The sequence below is a fragment of the Rhodospirillaceae bacterium genome, from assembly GCA_018660465.1.
GTDB lineage: Bacteria > Pseudomonadota > Alphaproteobacteria > Rhodospirillales > JABJKH01 > JABJKH01.
Genome location: JABJKH010000017.1, coordinates 13339 through 28144 on the forward strand (window position 1 = coordinate 13339; position 14806 = coordinate 28144).

At 53.6% G+C, this 14806-nt stretch carries 14 protein-coding genes; 10 read left to right on the forward strand and 4 right to left on the reverse strand.

The window, feature by feature from the left end; genetic code table 11:
- Window positions 1-33 precede the first annotated feature (33 nt).
- Genes HOM51_03405 through HOM51_03425 form a run of 5 tightly spaced genes read left to right on the forward strand, consistent with a single transcriptional unit; the run spans window position 34 to window position 7189 of the window.
- Complete coding sequence (locus HOM51_03405; protein MBT5033545.1) at window positions 34-795, forward strand: DUF2877 domain-containing protein; 762 nt, start codon at window positions 34-36, stop codon at window positions 793-795.
- Window positions 792-2363, forward strand: coding sequence for an acyl-CoA synthetase FdrA (gene fdrA, locus HOM51_03410; GenBank protein MBT5033546.1), 1572 nt, complete (start codon window positions 792-794; stop codon window positions 2361-2363). The genes HOM51_03405 and fdrA overlap by 4 nt, the downstream gene beginning before the upstream one ends.
- Window positions 2360-3766 (forward strand): DUF1116 domain-containing protein, encoded by a 1407-nt coding sequence (locus HOM51_03415; GenBank protein ID MBT5033547.1) that lies wholly within the window; start codon window positions 2360-2362, stop codon window positions 3764-3766. Before fdrA ends, HOM51_03415 begins: the two co-directional genes overlap by 4 nt.
- A gap of 12 nt (window positions 3767-3778) precedes the next feature.
- Window positions 3779-4732: a carbamate kinase gene (arcC, locus tag HOM51_03420; protein MBT5033548.1), complete on the forward strand. Its 954-nt coding sequence runs from the start codon at window positions 3779-3781 to the stop codon at window positions 4730-4732.
- A 45-nt stretch (window positions 4733-4777) separates the two neighbouring features.
- Window positions 4778-7189: an amidase gene (locus HOM51_03425; GenBank protein MBT5033549.1), complete on the forward strand. Its 2412-nt coding sequence runs from the start codon at window positions 4778-4780 to the stop codon at window positions 7187-7189.
- Between the two features lie 6 nt (window positions 7190-7195).
- On the opposite strand, the gene HOM51_03430 is transcribed toward HOM51_03425, so the two are convergent.
- Window positions 7196-7477, reverse strand: a complete 282-nt coding sequence (locus HOM51_03430) for a hypothetical protein (protein MBT5033550.1) — start codon at window positions 7475-7477, stop codon at window positions 7196-7198.
- A gap of 132 nt (window positions 7478-7609) precedes the next feature.
- The gene (locus HOM51_03435) at window positions 7610-7861 is read right to left on the reverse strand and encodes a hypothetical protein (protein ID MBT5033551.1); all 252 of its coding nucleotides are present in this window, start codon (window positions 7859-7861) and stop codon (window positions 7610-7612) included.
- A gap of 265 nt (window positions 7862-8126) precedes the next feature.
- On the opposite strand from HOM51_03435, the gene HOM51_03440 reads away from it, so the two are divergent.
- From HOM51_03440 to HOM51_03455, 4 genes are all read left to right on the forward strand, one after another.
- Window positions 8127-8987 carry a xanthine dehydrogenase family protein subunit M gene (locus HOM51_03440; protein MBT5033552.1) on the forward strand — a complete coding sequence of 287 codons (861 nt, stop codon included), beginning with the start codon at window positions 8127-8129 and terminating at the stop codon, window positions 8985-8987.
- Complete coding sequence (locus HOM51_03445; GenBank protein ID MBT5033553.1) at window positions 8987-9469, forward strand: (2Fe-2S)-binding protein; 483 nt, start codon at window positions 8987-8989, stop codon at window positions 9467-9469. Before HOM51_03440 ends, HOM51_03445 begins: the two co-directional genes overlap by 1 nt.
- Complete coding sequence (locus HOM51_03450) at window positions 9466-11754, forward strand: xanthine dehydrogenase family protein molybdopterin-binding subunit (GenBank protein ID MBT5033554.1); 2289 nt, start codon at window positions 9466-9468, stop codon at window positions 11752-11754. The genes HOM51_03445 and HOM51_03450 overlap by 4 nt, the downstream gene beginning before the upstream one ends.
- A gap of 92 nt (window positions 11755-11846) precedes the next feature.
- Complete coding sequence (locus HOM51_03455) at window positions 11847-12575, forward strand: hypothetical protein (GenBank protein ID MBT5033555.1); 729 nt, start codon at window positions 11847-11849, stop codon at window positions 12573-12575.
- On the opposite strand, the gene HOM51_03460 is transcribed toward HOM51_03455, so the two are convergent.
- Window positions 12572-13867, reverse strand: a complete 1296-nt coding sequence (locus HOM51_03460) for a hypothetical protein (protein ID MBT5033556.1) — start codon at window positions 13865-13867, stop codon at window positions 12572-12574. The two genes, HOM51_03455 and HOM51_03460, sit on opposite strands and share 4 nt — an antisense overlap.
- A gap of 141 nt (window positions 13868-14008) precedes the next feature.
- Window positions 14009-14305, reverse strand: a complete 297-nt coding sequence (locus HOM51_03465; protein MBT5033557.1) for a hypothetical protein — start codon at window positions 14303-14305, stop codon at window positions 14009-14011.
- Between the two features lie 165 nt (window positions 14306-14470).
- Here HOM51_03465 and HOM51_03470 point away from each other — a divergent pair.
- Window positions 14471-14806 (forward strand): alpha-hydroxy-acid oxidizing protein (locus HOM51_03470; GenBank protein ID MBT5033558.1); only part of this gene is annotated, 336 nt, incomplete at its 3' end.

Sequence of the window (14806 nt, forward strand, 5' to 3'; positions counted from 1 at the left end):
AATGATCAATAAGGCACTGAAATGGAGCCAAATATGATGCGGCTCGCCGCACGATCCGTTGGAAGTGAAGCACCGTCATCCGCTGCTGATGGCATAGTCTGCGGTGTGTTCGACCGAACCTGTAATATCCAGCTCACAGATGGGAGCTTGTTAACCTGCGCCACTTCGGATTATTTCGACATGCCTCGGGGAGTCCGTGTCCGGGAAGCAAACGGTTTCAAGTTTAACGCGGTTATACCAGGAGGTGCAGCGGCCAATTTACGGGGTGGCATTCTCAGGTTCGCTGGAAGTGGCCTCGCAATTGATCTTCGCGGCGCGCATGTCTGGACACAGAAATTCAAGCCGGTTTCCCGTCCTTCGGTACGAGACATATTAGCCTTCGGTTTCGAGGTAGGTCCATTCAGTGAACGAGATTCCGAATTCTCGGTGCGGGACTTGATTGGCAGAGGGCCTGGATTAACACCTGAAGGGGACGACACTCTGACAGGACTCCTCGCCGCGCCGATGCTCGTGGCGCCAGATCGACCCGAGAGCCAAGCTTTGTCTCGGGACGTCCTGAGCCACCTTCACGCCACCAATGATATCAGTCGCCAAATGCTTTTCGATGCGGCACAGGGGTTGTTTATCGAGCCGATTATCTCGATGCTTTCTGCGCTTTATGGACAGGGGTGCGTTCAAAAATCCAGCCAGAATCTACGCGCCGTCGGCGAGAGTTCAGGGCCGGCTATGTTATTAGGAATTTTAGCAGGCGTGGCTGACGTGGAAAATTTTAATCTTCAACGACAAGCGGCGTGACCAAGAACGATATGCAAACCGAATTTAAAATCCTGCCAAACGTTTACCGCGACTCGGTCGCGTTGATGCAGATTTCGTCCAAGCTGTGTGCTCTTCCAGGCATTATCCAAGCGTCCGCCATCATGGCGACCGAGGCCAACATTGACCTTTTGCTCGAGGCCGGCCTAATTGAAAAAGCCGTCCCTGCCCAACCCAACAATCTTTTGATTACCATTCAAGGCGATAACGCGAATTCCGTGGAAGCTGCTCTTGGCGAGGCGGAGGCCTCTATTGAGGGAGAAAAGTTGAGCCCAGCCAGCGGCGAGGATGAAGCCTTCGCACCCTGCAATATTGAAATGGCATTGGATGAACTTCCTGATGCCCAATTGGCATTAATATCGTGTCCTGGCGAATATGCGGGCGCGGAAGCTGAAAAAGCTTTGCGCCTCGGGCTCGATGTGATGATTTTCAGCGACAACGTTTCTGTTGAGGACGAAGTGGCCCTCAAGCAATTGGCTGCCGATACGGACAGGCTGGTCATGGGACCTGACTGTGGCACGGCGATCATGAACGGCATTCCCTTAGGCTTTGCAAATGTCGTGTCTCATGGTGATATCGGCATCGTCGCCGCCTCCGGCACGGGATTGCAGCAGGTTTCCTGCCTCGTCGATTCCCTAGGCGGCGGCATTTCGCAGGCCCTTGGAACGGGGGGACGGGACCTTAGCGCCGAGGTCGGCGGACGATCAATGATCAAGGGTCTTAATTTACTGGCTGATGATGAAACGACGGCGGTAATTGTTCTGATTTCAAAACCACCTGCCCAGGAAGTCGCCGAAAAAGTTTTGGCCGTGGCAGCTGCCTGCGGCAAACCGGTTGTGGTGAATTTTTTGGGTGCTGAACCAGATTCCATGCGACGGGAGAATACTTACCCCGCTGTAACGCTCGAACATGCAGCCCATATAGCTGTCGAATTGTCGAAAGGGAATAAAGCCTTATCGAACGACTTATCCCGGCATGGGTTGGGGGAGCCTGAGATTAAAGAACTTGTCTCTCCTTTGTCGGACAGCCAAAAGTTTGTCCGTGGTCTTTATAGTGGCGGCACGTTCAGTTATGAGGCAATGCTGCTTTTGGAATCTGAGATCGGCCCAGTGAATTCCGCCTCGCCCCTTACGCCCGCGCATAAGCTCAACGATATTTGGTCGAGCACCGGAAACACGGTTCTGGATCTTGGTGACGATAATTTTACCCGCGGGCGGCCCCATCCGATGATCGATCACAGGCTACGTCATGATCGAATTCTGCAGGAAGCAAAGGATCCGGAAACCGCGGTGATATTATTTGACGTTGTTACAGGATACGGTTCCCACCCTGACCCAGCTGGCGAGATGGCGGCGTCAATCAGCGCTGCGGCAAACGGCGCATACAGTCCAATTTTCGTCGGGTTTGTCTGTGGGACGAACGCGGACCCCCAAAATCGTTCGGACCAGGAGAAAAAATTGCGGGACGCTGGCGCGGTGGTCGTCAGTAACAACGCTCAGGCAGTTCGGCTGACTGGGGATTTCATAGCTAAACTGGGGGATGGGAAATGACCGACACTGCCCAACAATCTCTCAGTGTCATAAACGTCGGCCTCGCATCTTTCGCCGATGCCATCAACGAGTCGGGCGGCACAGCGGTTCATGTGGATTGGCGCCCGCCTGCCGACGGAGACATGAAGGTAGCCAGGGCGCTCGCGGGTCTCGTGAACAATGAGAGAATTGAGAGCGCCAATCGAACCGCATTTGAAAGGTACCTGACGGCCCAGCCCATCCTGAAAGGCGTTGGCCGGGCAGGCGATGTTATCCCGGGCATAGGCGAACGTATGATTTTGCATTCCGGGCCACCGATCCATTGGGACAATGTGTGCGGCCCAGTGCATGGAGCGATCATCGGGGCCATCCTGTTTGAAGGATGGGCCGATAACGAGAAATCGGCGGAGGCCTTGCTCAAGAGTGGTGAGGTAACCATCGCACCCTGTCACCACCATGCAACCGTCGGACCCATGGCGGGCATTACGAGTCCTTCCATGCCGGTTTGGATGGTCTCGGATGCGGACGGCAGCAATCAGGCCTTCACCAATCTGAACGAGGGACTTGGCAAGGTCCTTCGCTTCGGCGCAAACAGCCCAGACGTGATTGAGCGGCTCAGGTGGATGCAAAACACACTGGCACGCGTGCTTGGTGCCGCTACTTCGGCCAGCGATGGGATCGACATTAAAACCATCATGGCCCAGGCTCTTAATATGGGCGACGAGGTCCACAACCGGAATGCGGCTTCTACAGGGTTGCTGCTCAAGCAACTCGTGCCCCATGCCTTGCGCGCGGGTCTTCCGGCGGATGATGTCGCGCAGGCGATTGAGTTCATTTCCGGCAATGATCATTTCTTTCTCAATGTTTCGATGGCGGCATGCAAATCGATGCTTGATGCGGCGCACGGCGTGCCCAACAGCTCCATGGTGACGGCAATGGCGCGAAACGGGGTTGAGTTTGGCATTCGTGTCAGTGGCTGCGGTGACCAATGGTTTACCACGCCGGCTCCCGTGGTTGATGGTCTTTACTTCCCATCTTATTCCATCGATGACGCAGCCCCCGATTTGGGCGATAGCGCAATCACCGAGACGGCCGGGCTCGGAGGGTTCGCCATGGCTGCAGCGCCGGCAATTGTCCAGTTTGTGGGCGGCACCCCAGCCGATGCCATCCGGCGCAGTCGGGAAATGCAGCCCATTACCATCGGGCGCAACAACGCCTTCACCATTCCGGCTCTTGATTTCGGAGCTACCGCCGCTGGGATCGATGTCCGCAAAGTCGTTGATACAGGAATCCAGCCGATCATTAATACTGGGATCGCTCACAAGGATGCGGGCGTCGGCCAAATTGGCGCTGGTATCACCCGGGCCCCAATGGCCTGTTTCACGCAAGCCGTTATGTCGTTGACGGAGACGCTAACCAGATAGGAAGTTCGACCGATGACGAAGGAAATTCGCACAGCTGTCGTAGCCGTTGGAGGTAACTCCCTCATCGTGGATGAATTGCACCAGACAATTCCCGATCAATACGAGGCGGCAGTCAATACGGTCAAGCGTATTGTGGATTTGATGGAAGCCGGCTGGAACGTCGTCGTGACCCACGGCAGTGGTCCGCAAGTTGGTTATATATTGCGTAGATCGGAATTGGCCATTGATGAGATCGCTCCGGTACCGATGGATTATGCCGATGCCGATATTCAGGGTGCGGTCGGCTACATGTTTCAACGCGCGCTCCACAATGAATTCGTAAAACGCGGTTTGGATCGTAAGTCGATCGCTGTTGTAAGCCAGGTCTTGGTCGATCGCGAAGACCCCGCTTTTGAAAATCCAACAAAGCCCATTGGACCGCAATTAGATGAAGAGACCGCTAAGGGCCGTGGGGAACGGCGTGGTTGGACTGTAAAAGAGGATGCAGGACGTGGGTGGAGACGGGTGGTGCCGTCTCCGTTGCCACGGGAGATTCTCGAACTAGAGCAAATAAAACTTTTGGTCAACGAGGGCTATATTGTCATCGCCTGTGGTGGTGGTGGCATTCCGGTTATAGAAAATAAAAAAAATTACTTAGTCGGTGTGGAAGCGGTCATTGACAAGGACTTGGCCTCAAGCCTTCTCGCGATAGATTTGAAAGCCGATGTCTTCGTCATAACGACGGGCGTTGAGCGCGTCGCAATCGACTTCGGAACGCCGGAAGAAAAAAGTTTGAAGTCGCTAAGCCTGGATCACGCCCGCGAGCTGTACGAGGCGGATCACTTCGACCCAGGCAGCATGGGTCCGAAAATACTAGCCATGATACAGTACCTTGAAAACGGAGGAGCGAAGGGAGTCATTACGAGCCCCGAGAATTTGATTGAGGCAATTGAAGGCAATTCGGGAACTCATTTTGTTCAGAATTAAAGACCCGAGTGCTGATCGTTCTGCTTAGCCGGTGAATGTCCGCAATTGGCGGTGGACTCAATTGATCGACTCAAGGCTGTAAAACGTCTTGTGCGAATGACGGAGACGATGATGATGGATCAAGAAATTAAAAACAGAACGGAAGACTCTAAGATGCCGCAAACGACTTTTTCCTTAGAAGAGGCAACAATCAATGAACTGCACGCGGCGATTAGAAGCGGTCAGACGACGTGTGTTGCCATCGTGGAACAATACATTGCACGTGTCCACGCTTATAACGGGGTTGCCAGTCTACTGGTAACCGAAGACGGGACTCCGGTCGCTGCGGAAATTGGTGCTGTGCGTGCAGGCAGTGCGCTCGATTTCCCAACAGAGACTGTTGAGGCTTCATCGCTTTTTCCTGATCTAAATAAATATAAAGGCCCGCCTCTCGAATACGGACGCATGGAGGCGACGGCATCAGACCCGGACGTTAAACAACAATTTGGTATGATCGTCGGCAAACCGGATGCGGGCCAAGTAAATGCCCTAGGAACACTCAACATACGCGGTGAACGGTCGGTAACCTGCCGGGGTGATTTTGATCGGCACCCGTCAGAAGGGCCATTGCCAGAGGGTGCACCAGCGGTCTGTGAATTATTTCGGCAACTGCCGGATGCGCTGGAACGGGCGGCAGAGCTTGATGAGACCTACGGACAAAATCCAGACCTTGAAAAGATGCCGATGTATGGCGTGGTGTTTTCATTTAAAGACCCCTTCGACACGAAAGACATGCGTTCAACCGGCGGTGGCGATGCGGCCTATGACATCGATTTTCCGGCGCGTGATCATGTCTTGGTTGACCAGCTTCGGGAAAAGGGCGCGATCATTTTCGCCAAGGCGGTGAACACGGAATACAATGGTCGGGCGGGTGATCCCGGTGGACGTCATAAACCCGAAACGATATTGCCGTCGGTGCTTGGTTACCAACGCAGTACCTGGGCAGGAAATCCCTCCAACCCTTATGATACCACGCGCGCGGCGTCGCTGGGGTCGAGTTCTGGCTCAGCGCTATCTGTCAGCACGAACCTAGTAATGGCCAGTCTTGGAGAGGAAACCCGTGCTTCGTGTCGCGGCCCTTCGAACCACAATTCGGTCGCGCTGATTTTACCGCATAAAGCGATGCTCGGATTTGATGGCGGTGCCATCGGGGCAGATATTTACTGTGACCGAAGCGGCATTCATTGCCGGACGATTGGCGATTGCGCAAAAGTTCTTGATGCCCTCAAGGAGCCGGACAACGGATATTACGATCCGCGTGACCCGTTTACGACGGTGCCCCGTTCGTCTGTTTTAAGTACGCCTTACAGCGATCACGTTCAAAAGCAAGAGTCGCTTGCGGGACTGCGTATTGGGGTCATTCGTGAATCGATGGCCTATAATCCGAGTTCGAAGTCTGAAGAGCCAATTGTTACCGCAGCCGACAACGAAATCAAATCGATCCTCGGCAAAAAGCTGGGCGCGACACTGGTTGAATCAACGGACCCCTTGTGGACACCCGATCCCACACTCGAGACCATGAAAGTCGATTTCAGGCAGGCATTAGCCAGATTAGTCCCGGTTTTTATGCCGGAGATATTGTTTCGATTAGGGGACGATGGGCTTCCTGTATTCAAAGAATTTGCCGCTGCAATTACACCAACGGAATTTCAGCCCGGAAAAACATTTGGGGCAGGCACGATGCAGCCCATTGATTACATGGTGGATTTGGCAGATGGCAGAATATCGCCGCCCGCGAATTTGGATATCGCCACCGTTCAGCAGCAGATATTGGCGAACAGTTTTAGGTTCCACATTCCTCAATACTTGAAAAGGCGCGCAGACGACTGGGAAGCAAAGGGCTTTTCCGAAACCCTGATTGATTTCCCCGCGCTCAATGCGCGCTCCAAATTTTGGGGCGATGATGGCCGAGCCGGATTTAAAAACTGGGAAGATGTCACCGATCCACGAAACCCACTTGGCGGACGCCAAGGTGTCGATGAACGTATCATGCTCCGAGAACTCCTGCGCCGCGTTGACATGATGGTGATTCTTGAAAACCGATTGGATGTGTTGGTCCGGCTGCACACGCCGTTTCCACCGGCAAAAATCGGCGGTGCGTACCAACCGGGAACTACGTTGAACACACGCATGGAAACAACTTACGGCCCCAATGCCGGGTTGACCGAGGTCTTAATTCCGGCGGGCTATGTCACGACCGCATACGATCCCGTATTTGCTCTCAGTGATGACGGAATGTCCTATCAACACGTTGCTTCGGAAATACCGACGACCGTTCCAGCTCCCGGGCTTCCGTTCTCACTGGTGTTTCGAGCGGAACCTGGAAAGGAGGATGTCATCTTGAAAGTCGCATCAGCTTATGAAGCGGCCTCAAAGCGTCGGGTGTCCCCACCCTCATTTGGTGCACTTTCTAGTTAGGCCTAATTACCCACCAGTGGGCGTGTGGTCGTTCCACCAGCAAGTGCTCATGTAGTCGACATACTGATCAACATCGATGACGGCACCGTGTTTACCCTTATCAACGCTTTCTTGATCTTCCAGGTCGATTTCCAAAATATCGGTAAAGCGGTTCCAGTAATTGGAAAAGCCGACGGAATGAGTCAGTTCAACGATCTGGGTGGTGGAATAATATTTCTTAAGCTCTTCCAAGGCGGCCCGATGTTGCGGCGGGCGACCGGGGGCCCCTTGGTATTGTTTCAGGGTCATGATCTCTGCCCAGCGGATCCCGGCTTTTTCAGCGACGGTGAATTGGTCCGAATTTTGGTAGTCGCCGTCCAGCGCTTCGATCGTTTCATCTGTTATGTTAAAGGCTCGACCGAGCCCTCTGCGATGCTCCGTTCAATATTTGCACCCGTTTAAAAGAGAAGTCTTCAGTGTTGCCAGCAATCTGGGGCGGACATCCAGGTTGCCGGTAATTTCCTTCCGATTGACGGCAACGATAAAGCCGTAAAGAACCTGTGTAATTCTGGGTGAGTGTGAAGAAACCCGAATGGCATTCGCAAGTCGCCCAAACAAGCGCGCGGCATTCTTAAACAGGACCATTTGTTCGGGGCTTGCATCCTCATCTGTGATGATTGGAATAAGCGACATATTGATGTTTTTCCTCGTTGTGAAATTGGCAGCCAAAAACAACTGATGCGTAGAGTTACTTTTTTCAAAAAGGGATGGTGTCAGATAAATTAGAGAATGGGAAGTTGGTTGCGTGTTTGGTCATATTTATTTCTTTATCCATAATTCTGAGACTCATTGATGAAATAGGCTTTTCTATGCTGGGGGGCATGTCTATGGTTCTGGGTCGAATGAGACGTGTGACCAATTTATGTTGTGAGCAGGAGTATTGAAGGCTGTGACAGAATTGAAATATGAAGCGCCGGAAACAGTAGAGGCAGCCGTTGGGCTGCTGGCTGCTGGGACCCAAGGTGCCAAGATTTTTGCCGGGGGGACGGACCTGTTGGTGCAGATGAGGGAAGACCTTATTGAGCCTGAGGTGTTGATCGATATTAAAAAGATCGCCGAAGTCCGGGCAATTACCGTCGGCTCAGATGATATTAAAATAGGTGCAGCCGTGACGGGGGCCGAACTGGGGGAACACGCAGAGGTAAATGCCCTGTGGCCCGGTGTTGTGGAGGCGATGGAACTGATCGGTTCGGATCAGGTGCAAGGTCGCGCGACGATGGGCGGCAATCTTTGTAATGCATCCCCTGCTGCTGACAGCGTACCAGCCTTGATTGCCGCGGCAGCGAAAGCCGTGATTGCTGGTTCTGGCGGAACCCGCGAAGTTCCGGTTGAGGAAATTGTAACGGGTCCGGGCCAAACTTCTTTGGGGCCAGACGAATTCGTGGTCCAAATTATTTTGCCGAAACCGCCAACGCGCGCTGGCGATGCCTACCTGCGCTTCATTCCCAGGACGGAAATGGATATCGCTGTTGTGGGGGCCGGGGTTTCGTTATCACTAAACGACGATGGTACCTGTGCCGCAGTGCGAATGGCACTTGGTGCTGTGGCACCGACGGTTGTGTTGGTGGAGGCTGCATCGGATATTTTGGTCGGAAAGAATCTTGATGATGCGGTGTTAGACGCATTGGCATCTGCTGCCAGTGGCGTCTGTAACCCGATTGATGACAAACGCGGAACCATTGAATTTCGCACCAAGGTGGCGGGAGTCCTGGCACGCCGGGTGACAACGATAGCCTGGCAACGTGCGGAGAAGAGCTAATGACGAAACATAATATAACCGCCACCATCAATGGTGATGAGACTGAGTTTACGTGTAGCGCTGAGCAGACATTGCTCGACGTTCTGCGCGGCGAATTGCAATTAACTGGCACTAAGAACGGCTGTGGCACAGGCGATTGTGGTGCCTGTACGGTCATCGTGAATGGTCGTCCGGTCAATTCCTGTCTGGTTCTAGGAGCAGAACTCGACGGTGCCAATGTTGAAACAATTGAAGGCATGGCCAAAGGCGGTGAATTGCATCCGCTGCAACAAAAGTTTCTCGACCAAGCGGCCCTGCAATGCGGTGTCTGTACGCCGGGAATTCTCAATATGGCGAAGGCTCTGTTGGAAAAGAATCCAGACCCGACGGAAACGGAAATCCGTTTTGGATTGGCTGGGAACCTGTGCCGGTGCACAGGCTATGACAAAATTATACGCGCCGTGATGGACGTGGCAGCGGAAATGAGGGCGAGCGGATCATGAACGAAGAAAGCAAACCGAGAGCTGGCAGTAACTACAAATGGGTCGGCAGTAACACTCCCCGGCCTGACGGCGTGGACAAGGTGACAGGTCGCGCACGTTATGGCGACGACATGATCCTGCCGGGCATGCTGCATGCGAAGATCCTCAGAAGTCCGCATGCGCATGCCAAGATAATCTCAATCGACACGTCTGAGGCAGAGGTGATGAAGGGTGTGAAAGCGGTCATGACCAGTGCGGCCATACCCGATCACCCGTTATCAGAACCACCCTACCTGCCGATCATCAACGATTTCCATGACATCTCACGTAACGTCATGGCGCGGGAAAAAGTGCTTTATGACGGCCATGCTGTGGCGGCTGTTGCCGCGACGTCTGAATCCATTGCGCGCAAAGCTGTAAAGCTGATTAAAGTTGAGTATGAAGTATTGCCGCATGTGTTGGACCCATTAGAAGGAGCTCAACCAGACGCACCCATTCTACACGAACATCAGTATACGGCGGGCACAGACCCTGAGACGAGCCAACCCTCCAACGTGTTCAGGATTATTTCCGGTGAACGTGGCGATTTGGAAAAAGGCTTTGCCGAAGCGGATGAAATTATTGAGCGCGAATTTCGTTCTCAGCCTGTGCATCAGGGTTATATCGAACCGATGGCCTGTGTTGCAGCCGCATCGGAAGATGGAACTTTGGAACTTTGGACCTCCACCCAGGGGCATTTCGTGGCCCGCACGCTGTTGGCCAAGTTACTCAATATGGACATGGCAAAAATTCGGGTCACCGCGTCTGAAATCGGCGGCGGGTTTGGTGGGAAAACCACGATCTATGCAGAACCCGTAGCTGTTCGCTTATCACAAATGACCGGTCGCCCGGTGCGCATGGCGATGACCCGGTCAGAGGTATTTCGCGCCACGGGCCCAACGGTAGGATCCTACTGCAAAATTAAAATTGGGGCTAAAAAAGACGGCACAATTACCGCCGGGCATGCCGATATCTGGTATCAAGCCGGAGCCTTCAAGGGGTCACCCATTGGCCGTGCCGTCGATACCTTTTTCTCACCCTACAATATTGAGAACTTGAAGGCGACAGGCTACGACGTGTGCGTCAACCGACCTAAAGCAGCGGCCTATCGTGCCCCTGGTGCGCCGATGGCTGCTTCGGCGACAGAAGGTGTGTTGAACGAACTCGCCAAGCGATTGGATATAGACCCGATTGATCTTCGATTGAAGAACGCGGTCAAGGACGGCGACCAGAGTCTCATGGGGACCAAGCATAGTCGTATTGGTTTGATAGAGGTTCTTGAGCAGGCAAAAAGCCATCCGCATTATTCGGCGGCCTTAGAGGCCAATCAGGGCCGTGGATTTGCGGTTGGGTACTGGTTACACGGCGGCGGGCTCAGTAGTGCGTCTGCCAATCTTCACGATGATGGCACTTTAAGCATCGCCACCGGCAATCCCGATATCGGTGGATCACGCTCCTCCATGCGCGTCATGGCGGCGGAGGAATTGGGGATTGATGTCGAATTGGTAAAGCCCATTGTCGCTGATACAGGATCACTTGGATTCAGCTACCTGACAGCGGGAAGTCGCACCACCTATGCGACCGGCATGGCAGTGGTCAATGCGACCCGCGAAGTGATTGAAAAGCTGCGCGAACTGGCAGCTAAAAAATGGGACATCCCAGTCGAAGACGTAACATGGGATTCTGGTCAGGCGGTTCCGTCGGATGCTCACAAAGGGGATAACAAACCGCTGAGCTTTGGTCAGTTGGCTGGTATGGCGACGAAAATGGGTGGCCCCATTGCGGGTCATTCGGAGATTAACGCAACAGGCCAGGGCGCTGCATTTTGTGCTCAACTGGTGGATGTTGAGGTTGACCCGGAAACGGGGTTCGTCTCTCCCAAACGCCACACGGTTTTCCAAGACGTTGGCCGCGCCATTTCACCGGATTACGTGGAAGGGCAAATGCAGGGTGCTGCCGTGCAAGGCATCGGCTGGGCCTTGAATGAAGAATATATATATGATGATCAGGGGCACCTTCTAAACACCGGGTTCTTGGATTATCGCATGCCTGTTGCTTCCGACGTGCCGATGATTGAACCTGTGATGATAGAGGTTCCCAACCCGAACCATCCTTATGGTGTGCGAGGTGTGGGGGAGCCCCCCTTGGTCTCAGCACCAGCAGCAGTCGCCAATGCGGTTGAAAATGCCATTGGCATAACGATGAGTTCACTGCCCTTGTCACCGCCCAAAATTCTAAAGGCCATTGAAACAGGCTCCTCGTCCTAAGCAAAATATTTTTCATTCGGCGCGAGGAGTCTGCTAGAATAATTTACGCCTGAACCCAAAGATTTCTGGGAACAATCCTTTGGAGATAGCTCGTGGCGATTGAATTCAATGCTGTGGCGGCTCAGAGCATTGCCCTCGACAATCGGGCGGCGTTAGAATTCGTTCGCCCGACCACAAGTACGTCAAAGATTGCGAACGTCGCCTTTAACCTTACGGATAGCCTGAGCCCCGGCCGTTTTGTCACGCAATCGATCAGGCTGGATATCAACGATGCGCGGCGGGGCCTGAGTCAGGCAATCCTTGCAGGAACCTCAATTCAAAAGGCCCTTGAACAACTGACCCAGTTAGCGGACCTCGCGACCAAGGGCGGCGTTGTCGCTTCCGACACGAACCTGACCGTAGACGGGACCCGGGTTTCCGGCCTCAATATTGAGACGCAAATAAACCGTGCGATTGGGCTGATAAATCGATTGGTGGCAACGGCGAATGTGAAGGGGGCTAATTTTATTTCCAGCAGCAGCCTTCAAATTAAAATTCCAACGACACGGTTTGGCGGCAGCATAACGGTCACGCCTCAGCCATTAAATTCGTCTGCGTTGGGCATCGACGGCCTAAAGTTTACAACGGTTGAAGAGGCTCGTCTGGGCGAGGCGCGGCTCCGTCGGGCGGGGGTCATAGCGGGGGCTCGGGTTCTGGCATTACAGCAATTGCAAGTCGGGCTTGGTCAAAGCAGTTCTTTCAACCAAGCCTTGGTTCAATTCATCAGTTCAAGCAGTTCGGGCGCTGTGCCGACAGGGTCACTGGTCAATTTGTCAGCCTAAATTAGGCAAACCTCCGCCCCGCAGCCAATGTCCCGTTCTGACTCTTTTAGCAATCGGTCAAAGTCACCCGGCACAGATATTTCCTGCCCGGCGACATAAGGGCAATATCCTTGTAGCCAATAGCTGTTGGTCGGGTGGGCACCGCCCGCCACCAAAATAATAAGATTTTCAGCTCGGCTAGTAATCGGCCACATCTCCATGGTTTCGCTGTCACGAACGGTTTTGCTGGGGTCTGCTCTGATCCAACGAAAGCATCCGGATTGCATAATTTCTTCGTGCGGGATGCGGGAATTCTCCCATAAAAAGTTCTGAATTTTTTCTTTGTCCCATCCCGCCTTGGCCATTTGCATGGCGGCAACACGGGTCATCATCAGGATGCCAGGGGTTCCATCTTCGTAGCCGTTTAAATAATGCATGCTGGGGGCTCGGAGGAATCCGGCGGTTCGATGAAGGCTTTCCAGCGCTTCATCTTCGGGCTCAATTGGGCCTGTTGCTCTCCGTTTAATATTGGCGACACCGCTGGCAAACACAACTGATACAGAGCTTTGACCGGGCTCGAACCCATGTCGTTCTGAACCATGCGGCAGCCAATTATCCGGCAGGCCGTCTTCGTCTTCGGCAAACACGGCATTGGTCGTTCGCATGCCGCCATAGACACCAACACTGCCAACACCCGGCAGGGCGCCGCCGACATTTTGCTGCAACAATCGCAAGGCTCTGCCAATGCTGGTCCCGGCAGGTCGTTGAGGATCAGGTCCAAGACATCCGTAATCCGCACTGAGTCGGATTTGCTTGGCGATGGGACCGTTGACGATCACCACGGGAAAGGCATTTCCGGACGCCGCTTGAAGCCGGTCGTGGAACGTGCGGGGATCGAATATCGCCTGCGCCGCAGCAATTAATATGGGCAGGTATTCAGGGCGCCCACCTGCCATGGCCAGCGCGACCGCAACGGTTTCCACATTGGTGACGCCGCCGCGCGGCAGGAATTTCCCGAGGATATGATCAGACGCCAAATCGGAGCCTTGTAATATCCAATCAACCCGCTCACGGGTCGGGGGCAGCACGGGTAGTCCATCCGCCCACAAGTTCATAAGGATGAGATTATTTGCATTTGTGAAGGTCTGGTCTTCGGTCTCAGATTCTACAATGTGCGACGGCTGGAATTGAAGTCCGAATTCGTTGCTTGCGGGAGACCAATCCGTTAGGCCCTTAAAAAACTCATCAAGGCGCAATCGCAACGGTTCGAGGTCGCTGTCGGCCAGAAATAAATCTATGGGAAAGGTCACCATGGCCATGTCCTGACCGAAGCCAAGACCGGAGACAGCGTTTTGAAAAACACCAATAAAGTCGTCACGGGTTAGGGTGACAGTCGGAATACCTTGTATCTCTAATTGAGCGGCAGCACGGCCGCTGGCGGTGGCGCAGGACCCTCAGGCAGCGTTGCCGATAATGACCGCGTCCACACCTGCGTCCAGGGCCAACTGGGTGGTTTCCTCTGCCGCGATGTTGTGGTTGCCGTAGGGGAATGTATCCACTGGCAGAACTTTGATGTCGGAGAAGTTGTTTTCCAGGGCCTCTTTTATCATCGGCATCATGCGAAACGCCTGCCATTCGTCGTTGCTCAAAAAGCCGACGGTTTTGCCATTTAGGCTATCGACCCGGTCGGCATGTTTTTGAGTAATTTCCGTCCCACCCGTCGGATCAACAAACTCCATTTTAAAAGCCATCTGGTTCGTTCCTCATCCAATAAATTCGTTTCCTTATAATGTGCTTCAATATCTTATAAGAAAAGGCCGCAAAATTCCTTGCGGCATTCGGCTCACACCTTAAACTACCGATCCATTAGCTGAGCCAATTTAAATGCCAATTTAAATACTGGGGAATTTCCAAATATGGCTGAAGATCAAGAATTCAGGGTCATGCACGACTTCGTTGCGGCGGCGCGGGCCAATGTGACGGACGGTGCTTGGGACTACTTGATGGGTGGGTCCGAAACCGAGACGACCTTCAACCGAAATCGTGAGGCGTTGGATTCTGTTGCACTTTGCCCCCGGGTTTTGCGCGATGTGAGTGAGATCGACATGCGGACGAAATTGTTCGGTCACGAACTTCGGCTCCCTGTAGTTCTCGCACCGATTGGGTCGTTGGAGGACCTGATACCCGAAGGGGCAGTCGTTCCGACACAGGCAGCAGCTGAATTTGGCAACATGCATATGCTGAGTTCGGTC

Excerpts from the sequence above, each read along its gene's own strand:
- HOM51_03405 (MBT5033545.1), top strand. The coding sequence starts at position 34 with ATGATGCGGCTCGCCGCACGATCCGTTGGAAGTGAAGCACCGTCATCC.
- HOM51_03415 (MBT5033547.1), top strand. The coding sequence starts at position 2,360 with ATGACCGACACTGCCCAACAATCTCTCAGTGTCATAAACGTCGGCCTC.
- arcC (MBT5033548.1), top strand. The coding sequence starts at position 3,779 with ATGACGAAGGAAATTCGCACAGCTGTCGTAGCCGTTGGAGGTAACTCC.
- HOM51_03430 (MBT5033550.1), bottom strand. The coding sequence starts at position 7,477 with ATGACCCTGAAACAATACCAAGGGGCCCCCGGTCGCCCGCCGCAACAT.
- HOM51_03435 (MBT5033551.1), bottom strand. The coding sequence starts at position 7,861 with ATGTCGCTTATTCCAATCATCACAGATGAGGATGCAAGCCCCGAACAA.
- HOM51_03445 (MBT5033553.1), top strand. The coding sequence starts at position 8,987 with ATGACGAAACATAATATAACCGCCACCATCAATGGTGATGAGACTGAG.
- HOM51_03450 (MBT5033554.1), top strand. The coding sequence starts at position 9,466 with ATGAACGAAGAAAGCAAACCGAGAGCTGGCAGTAACTACAAATGGGTC.
- HOM51_03460 (MBT5033556.1), bottom strand. The coding sequence starts at position 13,867 with ATGGTGACCTTTCCCATAGATTTATTTCTGGCCGACAGCGACCTCGAA.
- HOM51_03465 (MBT5033557.1), bottom strand. The coding sequence starts at position 14,305 with ATGGCTTTTAAAATGGAGTTTGTTGATCCGACGGGTGGGACGGAAATT.